14 protein-coding genes and 1 tRNA gene are annotated in these 14,983 nt (G+C 63.3%); 9 read left to right on the forward strand and 6 right to left on the reverse strand.

The window, feature by feature from the left end:
• From ACKUUH_RS11950 to ACKUUH_RS11960, 3 genes are all read right to left on the reverse strand, one after another.
• On the reverse strand, window positions 1–244 hold a 244-nt coding region (locus ACKUUH_RS11950; RefSeq protein WP_407950148.1), incomplete at its 3' end, for a hypothetical protein.
• A 103-nt stretch (window positions 245–347) separates the two neighbouring features.
• Window positions 348–1,424 (reverse strand): glycosyltransferase family 4 protein, encoded by a 1,077-nt coding sequence (locus ACKUUH_RS11955; RefSeq protein ID WP_407950197.1) that lies wholly within the window; start codon window positions 1,422–1,424, stop codon window positions 348–350.
• 121 nt (window positions 1,425–1,545) lie between these two features.
• Entirely contained in the window at window positions 1,546–2,529 is a 984-nt protein-coding gene (locus ACKUUH_RS11960) for a UDP-2,3-diacylglucosamine diphosphatase (protein ID WP_407950149.1), read from the reverse strand.
• A gap of 211 nt (window positions 2,530–2,740) precedes the next feature.
• On the opposite strand from ACKUUH_RS11960, the gene ACKUUH_RS11965 reads away from it, so the two are divergent.
• The 5 genes from ACKUUH_RS11965 (at window position 2,741) to ACKUUH_RS11985 (ending at window position 8,329) form a co-directional block, all read left to right on the forward strand.
• On the forward strand, window positions 2,741–3,415 hold the full coding sequence (locus ACKUUH_RS11965) for a response regulator (RefSeq protein WP_407950150.1): 675 nt from the start codon (window positions 2,741–2,743) through the stop codon (window positions 3,413–3,415).
• Window positions 3,412–4,800, forward strand: coding sequence for an ATP-binding protein (locus ACKUUH_RS11970; RefSeq protein ID WP_407950151.1), 1,389 nt, complete (start codon window positions 3,412–3,414; stop codon window positions 4,798–4,800). Before ACKUUH_RS11965 ends, ACKUUH_RS11970 begins: the two co-directional genes overlap by 4 nt.
• Window positions 4,801–4,904: 104 nt before the next feature.
• Complete coding sequence (locus tag ACKUUH_RS11975) at window positions 4,905–6,629, forward strand: phosphoethanolamine transferase (RefSeq protein WP_407950152.1); 1,725 nt, start codon at window positions 4,905–4,907, stop codon at window positions 6,627–6,629.
• Entirely contained in the window at window positions 6,626–7,348 is a 723-nt protein-coding gene (locus ACKUUH_RS11980) for a phosphatase PAP2 family protein (protein WP_407950153.1), read from the forward strand. Before ACKUUH_RS11975 ends, ACKUUH_RS11980 begins: the two co-directional genes overlap by 4 nt.
• A gap of 99 nt (window positions 7,349–7,447) precedes the next feature.
• Complete coding sequence (locus tag ACKUUH_RS11985) at window positions 7,448–8,329, forward strand: diacylglycerol/lipid kinase family protein (RefSeq protein ID WP_407950154.1); 882 nt, start codon at window positions 7,448–7,450, stop codon at window positions 8,327–8,329.
• Here ACKUUH_RS11985 and ACKUUH_RS11990 read toward each other — a convergent pair.
• Together ACKUUH_RS11990 and ACKUUH_RS11995 are read right to left on the reverse strand one after the other, a co-directional pair.
• Window positions 8,326–9,915, reverse strand: a complete 1,590-nt coding sequence (locus tag ACKUUH_RS11990; RefSeq protein WP_407950155.1) for an FMN-binding glutamate synthase family protein — start codon at window positions 9,913–9,915, stop codon at window positions 8,326–8,328. The two genes, ACKUUH_RS11985 and ACKUUH_RS11990, sit on opposite strands and share 4 nt — an antisense overlap.
• 39 nt (window positions 9,916–9,954) lie before the next feature.
• Window positions 9,955–10,896, reverse strand: a complete 942-nt coding sequence (locus ACKUUH_RS11995) for a lytic transglycosylase domain-containing protein (RefSeq protein ID WP_407950156.1) — start codon at window positions 10,894–10,896, stop codon at window positions 9,955–9,957.
• A 148-nt stretch (window positions 10,897–11,044) separates the two neighbouring features.
• On the opposite strand from ACKUUH_RS11995, the gene ACKUUH_RS12000 reads away from it, so the two are divergent.
• Window positions 11,045–11,494, forward strand: coding sequence for a DUF2892 domain-containing protein (locus ACKUUH_RS12000; protein WP_407950157.1), 450 nt, complete (start codon window positions 11,045–11,047; stop codon window positions 11,492–11,494).
• A 311-nt stretch (window positions 11,495–11,805) separates the two neighbouring features.
• Here the strand turns inward: ACKUUH_RS12000 and ACKUUH_RS12005 are convergent, their stop codons facing one another.
• On the reverse strand, window positions 11,806–12,762 hold the full coding sequence (locus tag ACKUUH_RS12005; protein ID WP_407950158.1) for an N-formylglutamate amidohydrolase: 957 nt from the start codon (window positions 12,760–12,762) through the stop codon (window positions 11,806–11,808).
• Between the two features lie 305 nt (window positions 12,763–13,067).
• On the opposite strand from ACKUUH_RS12005, the gene cpdR reads away from it, so the two are divergent.
• From cpdR to ACKUUH_RS12020, 3 genes are all read left to right on the forward strand, one after another.
• Window positions 13,068–13,430 carry a cell cycle two-component system response regulator CpdR gene (gene cpdR, locus ACKUUH_RS12010; protein ID WP_407950159.1) on the forward strand — a complete coding sequence of 121 codons (363 nt, stop codon included), beginning with the start codon at window positions 13,068–13,070 and terminating at the stop codon, window positions 13,428–13,430.
• 130 nt (window positions 13,431–13,560) lie between these two features.
• Window positions 13,561–13,635, forward strand: a tRNA-Val gene (locus ACKUUH_RS12015).
• A 208-nt stretch (window positions 13,636–13,843) separates the two neighbouring features.
• The gene (locus ACKUUH_RS12020) at window positions 13,844–14,983 is read left to right on the forward strand and encodes an efflux RND transporter periplasmic adaptor subunit (protein WP_407950160.1); all 1,140 of its coding nucleotides are present in this window, start codon (window positions 13,844–13,846) and stop codon (window positions 14,981–14,983) included.

The raw sequence follows: 14,983 nt of genomic DNA on the forward strand, positions 1-14,983 counted from the left end.
CCTGCCTTCCGTGCCACAAAGACGTGGATGGCCCGCATAAAGCGGGCCATGACGGCTTTGGGTTTTGAAAACGGCCCGGCTTTCTGAATTCGGAGCCGATCGGAACATCCGGGTGATCCAGTAAACTCAATTTCGCGGTTCCGAGTCCCGAGTGCTGGCGAACAGGCGTTTCGCTCGCAAAATCAAAAGCTTGAACCAGACCGGGAAAATTTAAACCGGACAGCAGTGGCTTCATGCGGGTCATCCACGTCTTCCTTGATTGCACTTTGCCAAAGACCCCGGCTTTCGCCGGGGCAGGCGTGGGTGGCCCGGACAAGCCGGGCCATGACGTGAAACGGGAGGAGGGACTACGCCGTCGCCGTCGCCGCCGCCAGTTCGCGGGTCACCTCTTCCTCCACCGGCATCTCCTCCAGCGCGAGGTTCGAAATGAACTGCCTTGCGCATGCGTCCCAGGCGAAAATCATGGCATAGGCACGGGCATCCTTGCGGTCGAGGCGCAGCGCCGCCATGCAGGCGGTCTTCAGGTCTTCGTCCAGCGCGCCGGCCTTCGCGCCATCGGCTGTGAAGGCGAGCACGTCGCCCGGTCCCTGCACGGGGTAGCCTGCGACGGGCGTTCCCGCCGCCATCGCCTCGATCAGCACGAGGCCGAACGTGTCGGTCCTGCTCGGAAACACGAAGACATCAGCCGCCGCATAGGCTTCTGCCAGTTCCTCGCCGAAGAGGGGGCCGGCGAAATGCGCGTCGGGAAACTTCTTCTTCAGGTAGTCGAGGCGCGGTCCGTCGCCCACCACCATCTTGGTGCCCGGCAGATCGAGTTCGAGGAAGGCCTCGATATTCTTTTCGACCGCCACGCGCCCGACATTGAGCCAGACCGGGCGCGCGAGCCCCATCGGGTGCTGGTCCGCGAGATCGGGCCGGGGCTTGTAGAGTTCCGTGTCGACGCCGCGCGACCAGATCACCGGCTCGCCGAAACCGCGTTCCCGCAGTTCCGCTTGCAGCGAAGGCGTCGCCACCATCAGCGCCGTCGACTTCGCATGGAAGCGCCGGAGAAACGCATAGCCCCATGAGAGCGGAATGCCGGTGCGTGCGTTGAGATATTCGGCGAAGCGCGTGTGGAACGATGTGGAAAAGGGAATGCCTTTGCGAATGCAGAAACGGCGCGCCGACATGCCCAGCGGCCCTTCCGTCGCAATGTGGATCGCGTTCGGGTTCGCTTCCTTGATCAGCCGCGCGACCTTGCGGCCGGGAAGGAGCGCGAGCCTGATTTCGGGATAGCTCGGCATCGGCACGGTGGTGAAGAGGTCGGGCGTGATGAAGGTCACCTCATGGCCGAGCGAGGTGAGGTTCTGGGTAAGCTGCTGCAGCGTGCGCACCACGCCGTTCACCTGCGGCGGTGCGGCGTCGGACACGATGACGATGCGCAGCGTCTCGCAGAAGCGGCCGACATCGCGCGGCAGCGGGCGCCCGCGCAGGCGTCCGAGAAGCCTTGCCACGCGGCGCTTCTTGCGGGGCGTGGAGGGAAGAGGTTCCGATGTATGGGGCATGTCAGGCAGCCGTTGGCACCGTTTGGGGCATGTCCTCTTCCTCGGCCGGTTCGGTCTCGCCGTTTGCGAGTTCCGTGTTCCAGGAGAAGGTCTGCCAGGTGATGAGGGTGAGCGCGCCCGTTTCGTCCTCGGAGAGCGACGTGCAGCTTTCCACCCAGTCGCCGTCGTTGCAGTAGAGCACGCCGTCGAAGTCGCGGATTTCCGCATGGTGGATATGGCCGCAGATCACGCCGTCCACGCCGCGTTCTCGCGCTTCGCGGGCGACGGCCTGTTCGTAGCTCGAAATATATTCGACCGCGTTCTTCACCCGGTTTTTCAGGTAGGCCGAGAGCGACCAGTAGGACAGGCCGAAGAAGCGGCGGATTTCGTGCAGCCAGTTGTTGAGCGCGAGCGCGATCCCGTAGGCGCGGTCGCCGAGATGGGCGAGCCACTTGGCGTATTTCACGACGCTGTCGAACTGGTCGCCATGGATGACGAGGAATTGCCGCCCGTCCGCCGTCTCGTGGATCGCTTCGCCGATCACGTCGACGCCGCCGAAGTTGAGGCCGGTGTAGTCGCGCAGCGCCTCGTCGTGGTTGCCGGGCACATAGATGATGGCCGCGCCCTTGCGCGCCTTGCGCAGCAGCTCCTGCACCACCGCGTTATGTGCCGCGTTCCAGTACCAGGAGCGCTTGATGCGCCATCCGTCGATGATGTCGCCGACGAGGTAGAAGGTCTCGGCGTCGTTGTGGCGCAGGAAGTCGAGCAGGAGCTCGGCCTTGCAGCCCGGCGTTCCCAGATGAATGTCGGAGAGGAAGAGCGTTCTGTGCTGCCTGCGGTGCTTCGGGCGGGGCCCCAGCAATCTTTCGTCGAGGCCGTTCCGCCTGGCCTTTGCGCGGGCGGCCTCCTTGCGGGCCTTCTTCGCGGCCCTGGCGGCGGGGAGGGCGGGCAGGCCGTCCGCGGGCTCGCGGGACTTGTCGAACAAGCTGCTATCGAACAATGTCATGTGCCCGATCTTTCATCGCGCCAATCTCGAGCTGCGCGGGTTCTGCGAATCGTTTTCCTGTCTTCTGTCACGCCGGGAGTATGGGTGCGCTGCAACAAGGTATCGTGACGTTACGATGACACTTATGTGACAGTGACCGGCCGGCCCCGTGCGGCGTTTCGCCTGCTAAGTCCTTGTGCAGACGGTTCTTTTCCTGTGCTAGATTGTTTTCATGCGCATTCTGATCGTCGAGGATAACCGCCGCCTTGCGGCACTTGTCGCCAAGGGCTGCGAAAAGGCAGGCTTTGCGGCCGACATCTGCCATGACCTCGAAGGCGCGCAGGCGGCTCTCGGCACCGCGCGCTACGACATCGCCATTCTCGACCTCGGTCTGCCCGACGGGGACGGGCTCGAGTTTCTCGCCGCTCTCCGGCGGTCGGGAAGCGAGCTGCCGGTCCTCGTGCTGACGGCGCGCGATGCGCTCGAGGCCCGTGTCGAAGGCCTCAACGCCGGGGCGGACGATTACCTCCTCAAGCCCTTCGCGATGGAGGAGCTCGTCGCGCGGCTCCGCGCCCTTCTGCGTCGTCCGGGGCAGGCGCTCGGCCGCATGCTCGTTGCGGGAAATGTCTCCTTCGACACGGTCGCTCGGGAGGTTTCGATCGGCGGCGTGACCGCTGCCTTTTCCCGTCGCGAAACCGACCTTCTCGAAATCCTGCTTCGCCGCCAGGGCCGCGTCGTGCCGAAGGACGCGATCGAGGAAAGCCTCTATGCCTTCGGGGACGAGGTTTCCTCGAACAGCATCGAGGTTGCGATCCATCGCCTGCGCAAGCGCCTTGGCGAAGCGGGAGCCGATGTCGAGGTTCATACGCTGCGCGGCATCGGCTATCTGTTGAGCCCCGCCGCATGAAGCGCCTCCGCAACATTGCCTCGCCGTCGCTGACCGCGCGCCTCACACGGCGCGTGCTTACAATCGTGGCAGTGAGCTTTCTGCTGCTGCTCGTGATCCTGAAGGTTCAGTATCTGACCGAGCGGGATTCGCTGCGCGACCGGGCACTCGAGGCCCAGGCTGCCGATGTTGCTTCCTACATAAGCATCGCAGCCGGCGGCCGTCCCCTTGTCTCCCTGCCCGAAGCGCTTGAGGAAGGCTACAGCCATCCCGATCGTCAATATGTCTATCTCATCGTCGACGCGGAAAGCCGCGTGCTTGCTGCATCGCATGACATCCGCCAGCCGCTTGCGCCTCTTCCTGCGGCGGGAGGGGATCCCTATTTCAGCCATATCGACTTCACGGGCCGCGGTTCCTATTACGGCATCACGGTGCGTCTCGCGGGCGCGCAGCCGCCGCTCTACCTTCAGGTCGCGCAGGGCTCCGCCCATCCCGACGTGCTTGCCGACTCCCTTGTCGCAGAGTTCCTCGAGCGGTCATGGGCCTTTTTGGTGGTGCTCGTCCTTGGCATCGTCGCCGTCACGGTGTGGACGGTCCGCCAGTCGCTCGCGCCTGTGAGGCAGCTCTCCTTCCAGGCAAGGAACATCGGGCCAACGTCGCTCGACCGGCGCCTGCCGGAAGAAGACATCCCCTCCGAGATCGTGCCCCTCGTGCAGGCGGTGAACAGCTCGCTCCAGCGCATTGAGGCGGGATACAGGCGCGAGCGCGAGTTCACGGCCAATGCCGCCCATGAGCTGCGCACGCCGCTTGCCGTACTCAAGGCGAATATCGAAACGCTTTCGAGCCTCGATGAAGTCCCTCAGCTGATCGAGGAGCTCGGCGACATCGAGCGCCTCGTTTCGCAGCTTCTCCGCCTCGCGCAGGTGGACAATCTGGTGTTGCGGCCGGGCGAGGAGGCGGACCTGCATGGCGTCGCCCTGTCGGTCGCGCAGCAGTTGGGGCCCCAGGCGCTCGCCGCGGGCAAGTCCATCGAACTCACGGGCGAGGGCGGTCCCGTTCCGGTCCGCGGGAATGGCGACTTCCTGGCGCTCGCCCTTCGCAATCTGGTCGAAAACGCGCTTGCCCATACGCCCCGCGGCACGAGCGTCGAGATCAGGGTGGGGGCGGACGCGAGCCTCGCCGTCATCGACGGCGGACCGGGCGTCCCTCCCGCCGACGCGGGGCGGATTTTCGAGCGTTTCGTGCGCATAAAGCCGGGCGCCTATAATGGTGCCGGCCTTGGCCTGTCCATCGCCCAGCGCATTGCCGCCGTTCATGGCGGCGGTATCGACGTCGGCCGGGAGCCGGGCCGGGGGGCGGTCTTTACCCTTCGCCTGCCTAAAAAGGTCGCACCCTACTCCCTGTAAGCTTCCTGTAAGTAGGTTCCGGTGGATTCCACAGAGCGGGCCGGGAAATGGAGCCCGCCAAGCGCATGAACGCCGTCGCGCGTGAACTGCCGTCAGGAACCCGTATGCCTCTTTCGACCCTGTCCAAGGCCCTTCTGCAACGGTTCGGCCTGCTGCGGTTGCCACCCGTGCATCCGCTGGTATTGACGCTCGCCGTCTCGGCCTTGCTCGTGCTCTTCTACAATGCGCAATTGTGGTCGGCGGTGCTCGGCTGGTGGCCGGGCCGCTCGCTGAAGGATCTGGTCTTTCTGGGCTCGATAGGCCTTTTCCTCGGCATCGCCTTCAACCTCGTGTTGCAGCCCTTCGCCTTTCCGCGCCTGTTGAAGCCCGTTCTCATCCTTGTCGTTGTCACTGCGGCCGCCGTTTCCTACTTCGCCTCCGCCTATGGCGCGTTGATGGACCGGACCATGATCGCCAATGTGATCGAGACGGATACGCGGGAAGTCGGCGACCTGATGAACCTGGGCTTTCTGGTCCACATGGCCCTGTTCGGCATTCTTCCGTCGCTTGCCATCATCGCCGTTCCGCTTCGCCTGTCGGGCTGGCGGCGCGAGGTTCTCTTCCGCGGCGCCACGGTTCTCGGCAGCCTTGCCCTTGTCGGCCTCGTCGCGGCGGTCTTCTTCCAGGATTATGCGGTTCTGGTGCGCGGGCACCGCGAAGTGCGCTTCATGATCAATCCTTCCGCCGCCATATACGCTTCCGTGCGCTATGCGACGGCCATTCCCGAGGGAATGACGGCGCCGTTCGAGCGCATCGCGGCGCGGGTGGATCGCGGGCCGATACCGATAAGCACGGATAGCAAGAAGACCGTCCTGGTGTTTGTCGTCGGCGAGACGGCGCGCGCCGATCATTTCTCGCTCAATGGCTATGGACGAGACACCAACCCTGAACTTGAAAAGCGCGGCGTGGTAAGCTTCGGCGAAGTGCGTTCCTGCGGCACGTCGACGGCCGAATCCGTGCCCTGCATGTTTTCCGACCTCGACCGGTCGCATTATTCGGTGACGAAGGCGCAATCGCGCGAGAACCTGCTCGACATCCTCGTCCGCGCCGATGTCGACGTGCTCTGGCTCGAAAACAATTCAAGCTGCAAGGGCGTTTGCGCGCGCGTGCCGACCGAGACCACCTGGAGCCTCAACGACAAGCAGTACTGCGACGGCGGAGATTGTCTGGACGATCTTCTGGTCGAACAGCTTCGGGACGCGCTCGCGGCAAACGACCGCGACCTTGTCGTCGTGCTGCACCAGATCGGCAGTCACGGTCCGTCCTATTTCAAGCGCTATACCGGCGACTACCGCGTCTTCGCGCCGACTTGCGACACGAACCAGCTTCAGTCCTGCTCGCGAGAGGAGATCGTCAACACCTATGACAACTCGATCCTCTATACGGATCGCTTCCTGTCGGAAGTGATCGACGTGCTTGCCGGGGCGTCGGACCGTTTCAATACCGCTTTCCTCTATGCGTCGGACCACGGCGAATCGCTCGGCGAGGGCGGCATGTACCTGCATGGCATGCCCTACGCGTTTGCGCCCGACACGCAGAAGCATGTGCCCATGCTGTTCTGGGCCTCGCGCGGATATCGAGCGGCATCCGCGCTCGACATGGCTTGCGTCCGCGATGGGGCGGACGCGGCCTATAGTCACGACAATCTCTTCCATTCCGTGCTTGGGATGTTCGGTGTCCGCACCGAGGTCTATCAGGCCGATCTCGATGTGTTCGCGTCCTGTCGTCCAGGCGCGACCATAGCTCACGTGGCGGGCTCACCCGCCCCAGACCAGACGGCCCGCCCGTGAGCGACACTTTGGCCGACGCCTCGCGCCGCGGCTTTCTGCGCTCGCCGGAAGTCTCCCTGTCTCTTGCCGCCATCGCGGTGCTGACGCTCTGGCCCCCCGTGCATGCGCTCGATCTCCGGCTCGCGATGCCCTTCTTCGATGCGGCGGCGGACGCATGGTTCTTCCCGCCGGACGACAGGGGCGCGGCTTACTGGCTTCTCTATCGCGGTCCGAAAATATTCCTCGTCGCCGCCAGCGTCGTCTCGCTTCTCTGGCTTGCATGGCGCGGCTTCACGAAGCGCTGGCAATCCTTCGACACGCGGTTCCTCGCCGGTCTCCTCGTTCTCGGGCTGACGGCGCTTCTCGTCGGCGCCATCAAGAACTCGACGGGCGTCTCCTGTCCGGTGCAGGAAACGGTCTTTGCTGGTCCCTATCCGCATGTGGCGATCTGGGATCGCCTCTTCGCTCTCGTTCCGCTCAATGAGCATCTGCGCTGCTGGCCGGCGGGACATGCCGCTGCCGGTTTCGGTCTTCTCGGAGCCCGTGTCATGGCGCCCGTCCATGCGCGCCTTTCCTGGCGCTATCTGATGCCGGGACTCACGGGCGGTTGGGCACTCGGCATCTACCAGATGGCCCGGGGACAACATTATCTTTCCCACACCATCGTCACCATGGCGATCGCCTTCATCCTTTCGGCTGCCGCCATCGCGATTCTCGACCGGATCGAGGATCGCGGTTGACCGGGGATTACTTTTCTCGGCTAATCGGGCACCGTCGTCGCGGCGGTATGTGACGTTTCGATGACATTCGTGTGACAACAGCCTCCGGATATCCCCGCTTTGGCGCTTCGCCGCTTCATTCACATCATCCTCAATCCGACCGCCGGCAAGCGTAAGCGTCACCTGCTGGATGACGTCGTCGGGCGCTTGCGCGCTGCCGGTGCAGATGTGACGATCGAGCTTACCGAGGCCGCGGGTCATGCGACGCAGCTCGCTCGCGCTGCCGCCCGCGCGGGCCATGCGGATGTCATTGTGGCCGCAGGCGGCGATGGCACGATCAACGAAATCGCGCGCGGATTGCTCGGGCAGGGCGTGCCGCTCGGCATCGTGCCGCTCGGCACGGCGAATGTTCTGGCTATCGAGATCGGACTTCCTCAGAGGGCGGAGGATGTGGCGTCGATGCTGCTCGGCGGTCCGGCGGAGCTCATCGGGACGGGTCTCGTCCAGAACGAGATTTTTCTCATGATGGTCGGCATCGGCTTCGATGGTGAGATCGTCCACGGCATCGACCCGAAGCTGAAGCGTCTATGGGGTAAGGGCGCTTTCATCTGGTCGGGGCTCAAGGCATGGGTGCGCGGGCCTGCGCACGACATCCGTCTCGTCGTGGACGGCCGCGAGAAGCGCGCCGCCTGGGCCATCGTTACCAATGGCCGCCACTACGCTGGACCTTTCGTGCTTGCACCCGATGCCGACATAACGCATCCGGGACTCACGCTCTTCTTGTTCAAGAAGCCTTCGCGTTTCGCCTTCGCCGTTTATCTCGCGGCGCTGGGGCTCGGGATGGTGCCGCGTCTTTCAAGCGTCGAGGTTCTGCCGGCGCGCCGCATCGACGTTCAGGGTCCGGAGGGTCTTGCCGTCGAGGTGGACGGCGACGATCGCGGATTTCTGCCCCAGACCATCGAGCGCGGTACGCAGTTCCTGAGGATGGTGGTTCCCGGTTAGGCGGCGTCGGCCTTGCCTTCGAAGCGCGGACGGCCGATGCCGTTGCGCGAAGGCAGCTCCGAAAGCGTGTTCCATCGTGCGTAGTAGTCTTCAAGCGAAAGCGACACGCCTTCGGGGCCCATGATGCGCGCATGGGTACGCTTCAGCCTGCGCGGCTCCGTCACGCCGCAGGAATGCGCGATGACGCAGACTTCCTGTTTCACGCGTTCCGCATAACGACGAACACGTTCAGCCTTGTCTGTGACATCAAGCCCGCGCTGCAGACGCTTATTGTGCGTGGTGATGCCTGTCGGACAAGTATTCTTGTTGCACTGGAGCGCCTGGATGCATCCAAGTGCAAACATGTAGCCGCGGGCGGAGCACACAAAGTCCGCGCCGACGCAAAGCGCCCATGCGACTTCCGCCGGAGTGATGAGCTTTCCGCTGGCGTTGACGCGGATGCGCGACTTCAGCTTGTGACGCTCCAGCGCATCGCACAGCATTGGCAGGCTTTCCCAGATCGGCAACCCCACATAGTCGATGAGCGGCATGGGTGCAGCGCCGGTGCCGCCGTCCGCGCTGTCCACTGTGATAAAGTCGGGTGCGTTCTCGATCCCGCGCGCGTTGATCTCCTCGCAGAGATCGTCGAGCCAGTCGTAGGCGCCAAGGACGAGCTTGAAGCCGACGGGCTTTCCCGTGATATCGCGTACATGGCTGACGAAATCGAGCAAGTCGGAAATGTTTTCGACTTCCGGATGACGGTTCGGGCTGATCGAGTCCGTTCCTTCCGGAATGCCGCGAATGCTCGCGATTTCTCCGGTTACTTTCGCTCCGGGCAGGATGCCGCCCTTGCCGGGCTTTGCACCCTGACTGAGCTTGATTTCGAACATGCGGATTTGTTCGATGGCGGCGAGCGCCCTGAGTTTGTCGTCGGACAAGGCGCCGGTTTCGTCGCGGCAGCCATATTTCGCGGTGCCGATCTGGAAGACGATGTCGGCGCCACCCTCAAGATGGAATGGAGAGAGCCCACCTTCGCCGGTGTTGAGCCAGACGCCCGCCATGCGCGCGCCGTTGGAGAGGGCCAGCACGGCCGGCTTCGAGATCGCGCCGAAGCTCATGCCGGAAATATTGTAGATCGATGCGGTACGGTACGGAATGCGCGCATAAGAGCCGATTTCTACAATGGCCGTGTCGGCGGCGTTTTCGTCGAGCGGCGGGAAGGGGCAGTTCGCGAAGGTGACGGTGCCTGCCGGACGGAGGTCGCGCGTGGAACCGAAGGCGACCGTGGTATCGACGCCTTTCGCTGCGCGGTAGACCCAGGCGCGCTGTGCACGGTTGAAGGGAAGCTCTTCGCGATCCATCGCAAAGAAGTACTGCCGAAAATATTCTCCGAGCGCTTCGAATATGTAACGGAAGCGGCCGATCACCGGATAGTTGCGGCGCACGGCGTGCTTCGTCTGGGTGCTGTCGATGACGTAAAGTGCGACAATGGCGAGCACCACGCAGCCGATGCCCATGATGAAGAGGGCCGAGAGAATGTCGACGATCTGCCAGAGCGCGGAATTGTTGAGCGCCTCAGCGAGATCCTTCAATGCCGTGCCGAACATTCGTATCCCCCCGCTGTGGTGCCCTTTAGTCGCTCGATCCTACGCGCCGGGCAGTGACGCTTCCGCGACAAGTGTCGGGCTGGCCGAAGCAGGCATCGGCTCGAGCACACGCGGTGCCGGTCTGCCGGTCGCCGCGATTTCCGTTTCGACATCGCCTTCGGCGATCGAGAGTCTGAGGCCGACGGCCGCGCTCGCCGTTTCGCGCACGCTCTGTTCCGGTATCGTGTCGAGCACCTTGGGCGCCGGGCGATATGCGATAGCGGCGATCGTCTCTTCCTGTGCGGGAACGACTTCGACGCCATGGCCGATGGCGGGTTTCAAGACACCCGTCAAATCGATCTTCGGCTGGAGCGCGGCAACTGTACGGTTCACGACGCGCTCGCGCTCGTTCTGCCAGATGCGGATCACGCGGGCGAAATAGCGGTCGCCGCGCGCTTCGGTCTGCGAATGATAATTCGCGACGGCTTCCGGCCATGAACCCGAGCGGTCGTGCAGGCGCATCAGAAAGTCGGCGCCGTAAGCGACATTCGTCATCGGATCGAAGCCGTCTTCGAGGCTCGCGAAGGCATCGGGGTGGTAGCGAAGGTTCACCTGCATGCAGCCGACATCGATCGAACGCATGCCGCTGGCGAGAAGGCGCCGCGTCGTCGCGACGGCTTCGGCCTTCGTCTTGAAATAATAGGCGCGGCCTTCTGCGTTGATCGTCCAGGGCCAGGCGCGCGCCTTGCGCGTCGTGCGGTCATAGCGGCCGGATTCGGCCATGGCGACGGCGGCCAGAAGTGCGCGGGGCAGGCCGTTCATGTGTTCATGGTGGATCGCGGCGTCCTCGCAGAGCGTCGAGGGGTCCGCGTTGCCGGCCATGACCGGTTCGGGGCTCTGCGCAGCATAGGCGCCCGTCGCCAGCGCCAGCATGCCGAAGGCGGCGGCGCCGAGAATGAAGCGTCGTGCCGCCGGTGAGCGATCGTCGCGATACTTAGCCATAAACCCCGTTCCAGCAGTCGATAACGGGGCCATCTTCGCCGTAAGACCTTAAAAAACCTTTTGGATGACGCTTTTTGATTTATCGCGGGAACCGTGAGACGGGCGGATCGGTTGGTTCTTCAACGTTAACGACCAAGGAGTTTCGGACATGGAAGCGACCACGGAGCGTGTTTCGGCCCATACGGCGGATGAAATCAATGACCGGATCCGCAGGGAATCGGAGAGCAGGGTGAGTTATTTCGCGGAGCATCCGAAGGAGATTGACGTCCGGCTGGAGGAACTCGACCGGGAATGGGATATCGAACGCACGCTGGAGGCGAACGCTGCTTCGATCACGCTTGCTGGCGTTGCCCTCGGGGCGACGGCAAGCCGCAAGTGGCTCTTCCTGCCGGCGCTCGTCAGCGGCTTCCTCTTTCAGCATGCGACCCAGGGCTGGTGCCCTCCGGTGCCGATCCTGCGGCGGTTCGGGGTGCGCACGGCCTCCGAGATCGGCCGGGAAAGGAATGCGCTGAAGGCTCTGCGCGGCGATTTCGGAGAAATAGGAGATGGCGCCGCTTGCGAACGGGCGCAGGAAGCTTTCCGGGCGGCTGGCGCCTAGCGGGTGGATGGTGTTCCGGGTGCGGTGTTGCGCCGCACATTTTGGCTATTCCCGCAACGCAAATGTCTAAAGAAAGCGCTTTATGCCAATAACTTAGGCGCAAAAATTTTTTGCTGCGCTGCGCAAAAATTTCCGGTTTCGGCCTTGATTTGTGTGCAGCGCAATGTCATCTTGTGCATCGCGGCATTGGTTGAGACTTTCTCCCTTTGCCGTAGCCCTTCCTGGGCGTTTCCTCCCTAAACTTGGGCCCTGGTTCGCCAGGGCCCCTTTTTTTGTCCCGTTGCCGGGACATCCTTGAAAAACCTGGATTTTCAGAAGGCAGCCCCACGCATGCCGGCTCCGAGGGCCGACCAGTCGCGCTCGGCCATTTCGGCGGCGAAGGCCGCCATGTCGGCGCGTACCCGCATGAAATTTCTCGATCGCTCAAGCCGCAGTTCGTCCATGTAGAGCGCGCGGTTGAGTTCGATCTGCAGGGCGTGGAGGCCTTGTGCGGGGCGGCCATAGTGCTCGGTGTTGAAGCCGCCTGCGTAAGGATTGTTGCGGACAACGCTGTAGCCGAGGCGTTTCAGGATGCGTTCGGCCTCGGCCGTGACCGCTGCGGCACAGGACGTGCCATAGCGATCTCCGAGCACGATATCGGGCCGGTCGAAGCCGCTGTCTTCATCCGCGGGGCCGCCGACGGAGGGCATGGAGTGGCAGTCGATCAGGACGGCACAACCGAAGGTCTTGAGCGTCTGTTCCAGGAGTTCCCTGAGCGTTTCGTGGAACGGCATGTAGAGATGCGCGATACGCTGTTCGGCAACGGCATAGGCGAGGGGCTCGCGGTAGATCTCCGCCGAATCGGCGACGACCCGCGCAATGGTGCCGAGGCCCCCAGCCACGCGAAGCGAGCGCGTGTTGACGTGTGGCGGCAGCGGCTCGGCAAACATGGTGGGATCGAGCTCGTAAGGCTCGCGGTTTGCGTCGAGATAGGCGCGGGGGAACCGGGCCTGCAGGAGGGGGGCGCCAAGGGCCACGGCTCCGCCGAAAATCTCCTCGACGAAACAATCCTCCGAGCGGCGCAGTGTGACCGGGTCGAGATTCGAGCCCTTCACAAAGGATTCCGGATAGTAGCGGCCGCTATGGGGCGAACTGAAGACGAAAGGAATCTGCTGCGTGGCGGGCCGTTCGACGATAATCGGCTGCTCGAAAAGACCGGCTTCATCGCCCCCAAAAGCCGCGCCGCCGGGCGTCGTGTCATCTGCGGTTGTCTCGGGGGCCAGATCCATCGGACGGGGTCGCTGCCTGCCTTGTCACCATTTTCTTTCTGCGCCGGAGCGCACGCCGGAAACCATAGCACGCCTGTAGCGCGAGGAGCGACAGGGCGGCGAATTAAAGGTGTTCCGGTTCAGCCAGCACGGTGTGCGCTGGAACCACAGGCATCAAAATTGGAGCCGGAATGGGTGTCATTCCCTTGGGGCTTCACATCCTGTTTACTCTTCGCGTCCTAGTGTTCCTTCATGGATTCGCGGGCGGCCGGGGCTGCGACGAAACCGCGAAAAATGGGCAATCTGACGATTATCGGGCTGGGCAAATGGCACGAATTCTCCTTGCGGAAGACGATGAATCCATGCGCAGGTTTCTGGCCAAGGCGCTTGAGAACGCGGGACACGATGTCGTGCCCTGCGGGAAGGGCGACGAGGCCCATGGCTGCCTCAAGGAAGACGTATTCGACATTCTGCTGACGGATATCGTGATGCCGGAGATGGACGGAATCGAGCTTGCCCGGCTTGCGGCGGAGCTCGATCCGACGCTCAAGATCATGTTCATCACGGGATTTGCCGCCGTCGCCCTCAATCCGGAGGTCGCTACCCCCCGTGAGGCGAAGGTGCTTTCCAAGCCCTTCCATCTGCGCGACCTCGTGGCCGAAGTCGACCGCCTGATGGCGGCTGCCTGAGAGCCTCTCTCACCCGACCCCAAACCGCCGTTTCCGGCTTGTCTTTGCGGTTCATCCTAGATATACGAACGGCCTCCGGTCGCTTGCGTCCGGCGGACGCCTGAGGCGTCCGGACCCTCCCCGTGGCAATGGGCGTGTAGCTCAGCGGGAGAGCACTTCGTTGACATCGAAGGGGTCACAGGTTCAATCCCTGTCACGCCCACCATTGCCATCCATTTCCGATCACCCGAAGTTGTTCCGGCACGGCCGTTTTTTGCCGTGTCGTTGGGGACATGCTGGCAAATTGCCATTTTCGCGCCCCGGTAAATGGCCTATTCCAGACCATCCACGCCGCCCACCTGTTTCCTTGCGCAATGCGCCGGCTGGCAGGCGCATGGGCCGTCCGACAGGTTGCAGCCTCAAGAGCGATATTCATGAAGTTCGATATCCAGTCCCTGAAGACGCTTTCTCCCCGCAGCATGCTGATCGTTCTCGGCGCCGTTCTTCTGGCAGCGCTCGCGGTGCTGTTCGTCTACAGGCTTTACGGCGTTGTCCTGGGACAGGGACAGCAGGGCGGTTGGCCGGCGCCCGTGGTCGAAGCGGTTGAGGCTCAAAAAAGGGATGTCAATCTTCAGGTCTCTGCGCTCGGTACGCTGCAGGCCGACCAGGCGATCACCGTGCGCCCCGAGATTACCGGTATCGTCACAAGCATCGACTTCGAGGATGGCGAGCGCGTCGAAAAAGGCGACCTCATCATCACGCTGGACGACAAGGACCTGACAGCGCGGCTTATGCAGGCCGAGGCGCGGTTGACGCTGACGCGTGCGAACTACCAGCGTGCGGAGCAGTTGCTGAAGCAAGGTTCGGGCACGGCACGCGCGCGCGACGAGGCGCTCAACGATTTCAAGTCGGCGGAAGCGGAAGTCGCCGCGGCGGAGACGGCGCTGCACAAGGCGACCATCACGGCGCCGTTCAGCGGCATCATCGGATTGCGGCAGGTGAGCCTCGGCGAGTATGTGACCGCCGGACAGGCGATCACCACGCTTGCCGATGTGGACAATCTTCGCATCGATTTTCGTGTGTCCGAAGTCTTCCTGACCGAGGTCGGAAAAGGGCAGGAAGTGAACGTCGTCTTCGATGCGTTGCCTGAGCAGGTTTATACCGGTGTCATCAGCGCACTCGACCCTGTGGTGAGCGTCGAGGGGCGGGCGCTCAGCGTTCGCGCGATCATCCGGAATGTCGATGGAAAGCTCCGGCCCGGTCTTTTCGGCCGTGTCGAGATCGTCACCGATACGCGCCGCTCGATCATGCTGCCGGAAGCTGCGATTGTGACCACGCCGACCGGCGACAGGGCCGTCTTCATCGTTGTCGACGGGCACGCGAAGATGAGCCCTGTGACGATCGGTACGCGCGTGCCGGGCGAAGTCGAAATCCTGGCAGGCGTCGAGGGCGGCGATACGGTCATCGTGAGCGGCCAGCTCAAGGTTCAGAACGGTGCGCCGGTTGAAGTTGCGAACGGCGAAGATGCGAAAATCGGGTCGCCCCAGGCGGGCGACGATGCCGCAGCCGAATAG

The organism is Parvibaculum sp. (assembly GCF_045863935.1).
GTDB lineage: Bacteria > Pseudomonadota > Alphaproteobacteria > Parvibaculales > Parvibaculaceae > Parvibaculum.

Coding starts and splice junctions, on each gene's coding strand:
- ACKUUH_RS11960 (WP_407950149.1), bottom strand. CDS start 2,529: ATGACATTGTTCGATAGCAGCTTGTTCGACAAGTCCCGCGAGCCCGCG.
- ACKUUH_RS11965 (WP_407950150.1), top strand. CDS start 2,741: ATGCGCATTCTGATCGTCGAGGATAACCGCCGCCTTGCGGCACTTGTC.
- ACKUUH_RS11970 (WP_407950151.1), top strand. CDS start 3,412: ATGAAGCGCCTCCGCAACATTGCCTCGCCGTCGCTGACCGCGCGCCTC.
- ACKUUH_RS11975 (WP_407950152.1), top strand. CDS start 4,905: ATGCCTCTTTCGACCCTGTCCAAGGCCCTTCTGCAACGGTTCGGCCTG.
- ACKUUH_RS11990 (WP_407950155.1), bottom strand. CDS start 9,915: ATGTTCGGCACGGCATTGAAGGATCTCGCTGAGGCGCTCAACAATTCC.
- ACKUUH_RS11995 (WP_407950156.1), bottom strand. CDS start 10,896: ATGGCTAAGTATCGCGACGATCGCTCACCGGCGGCACGACGCTTCATT.
- ACKUUH_RS12000 (WP_407950157.1), top strand. CDS start 11,045: ATGGAAGCGACCACGGAGCGTGTTTCGGCCCATACGGCGGATGAAATC.
- ACKUUH_RS12005 (WP_407950158.1), bottom strand. CDS start 12,762: ATGGATCTGGCCCCCGAGACAACCGCAGATGACACGACGCCCGGCGGC.
- cpdR (WP_407950159.1), top strand. CDS start 13,068: ATGGCACGAATTCTCCTTGCGGAAGACGATGAATCCATGCGCAGGTTT.
- ACKUUH_RS12020 (WP_407950160.1), top strand. CDS start 13,844: ATGAAGTTCGATATCCAGTCCCTGAAGACGCTTTCTCCCCGCAGCATG.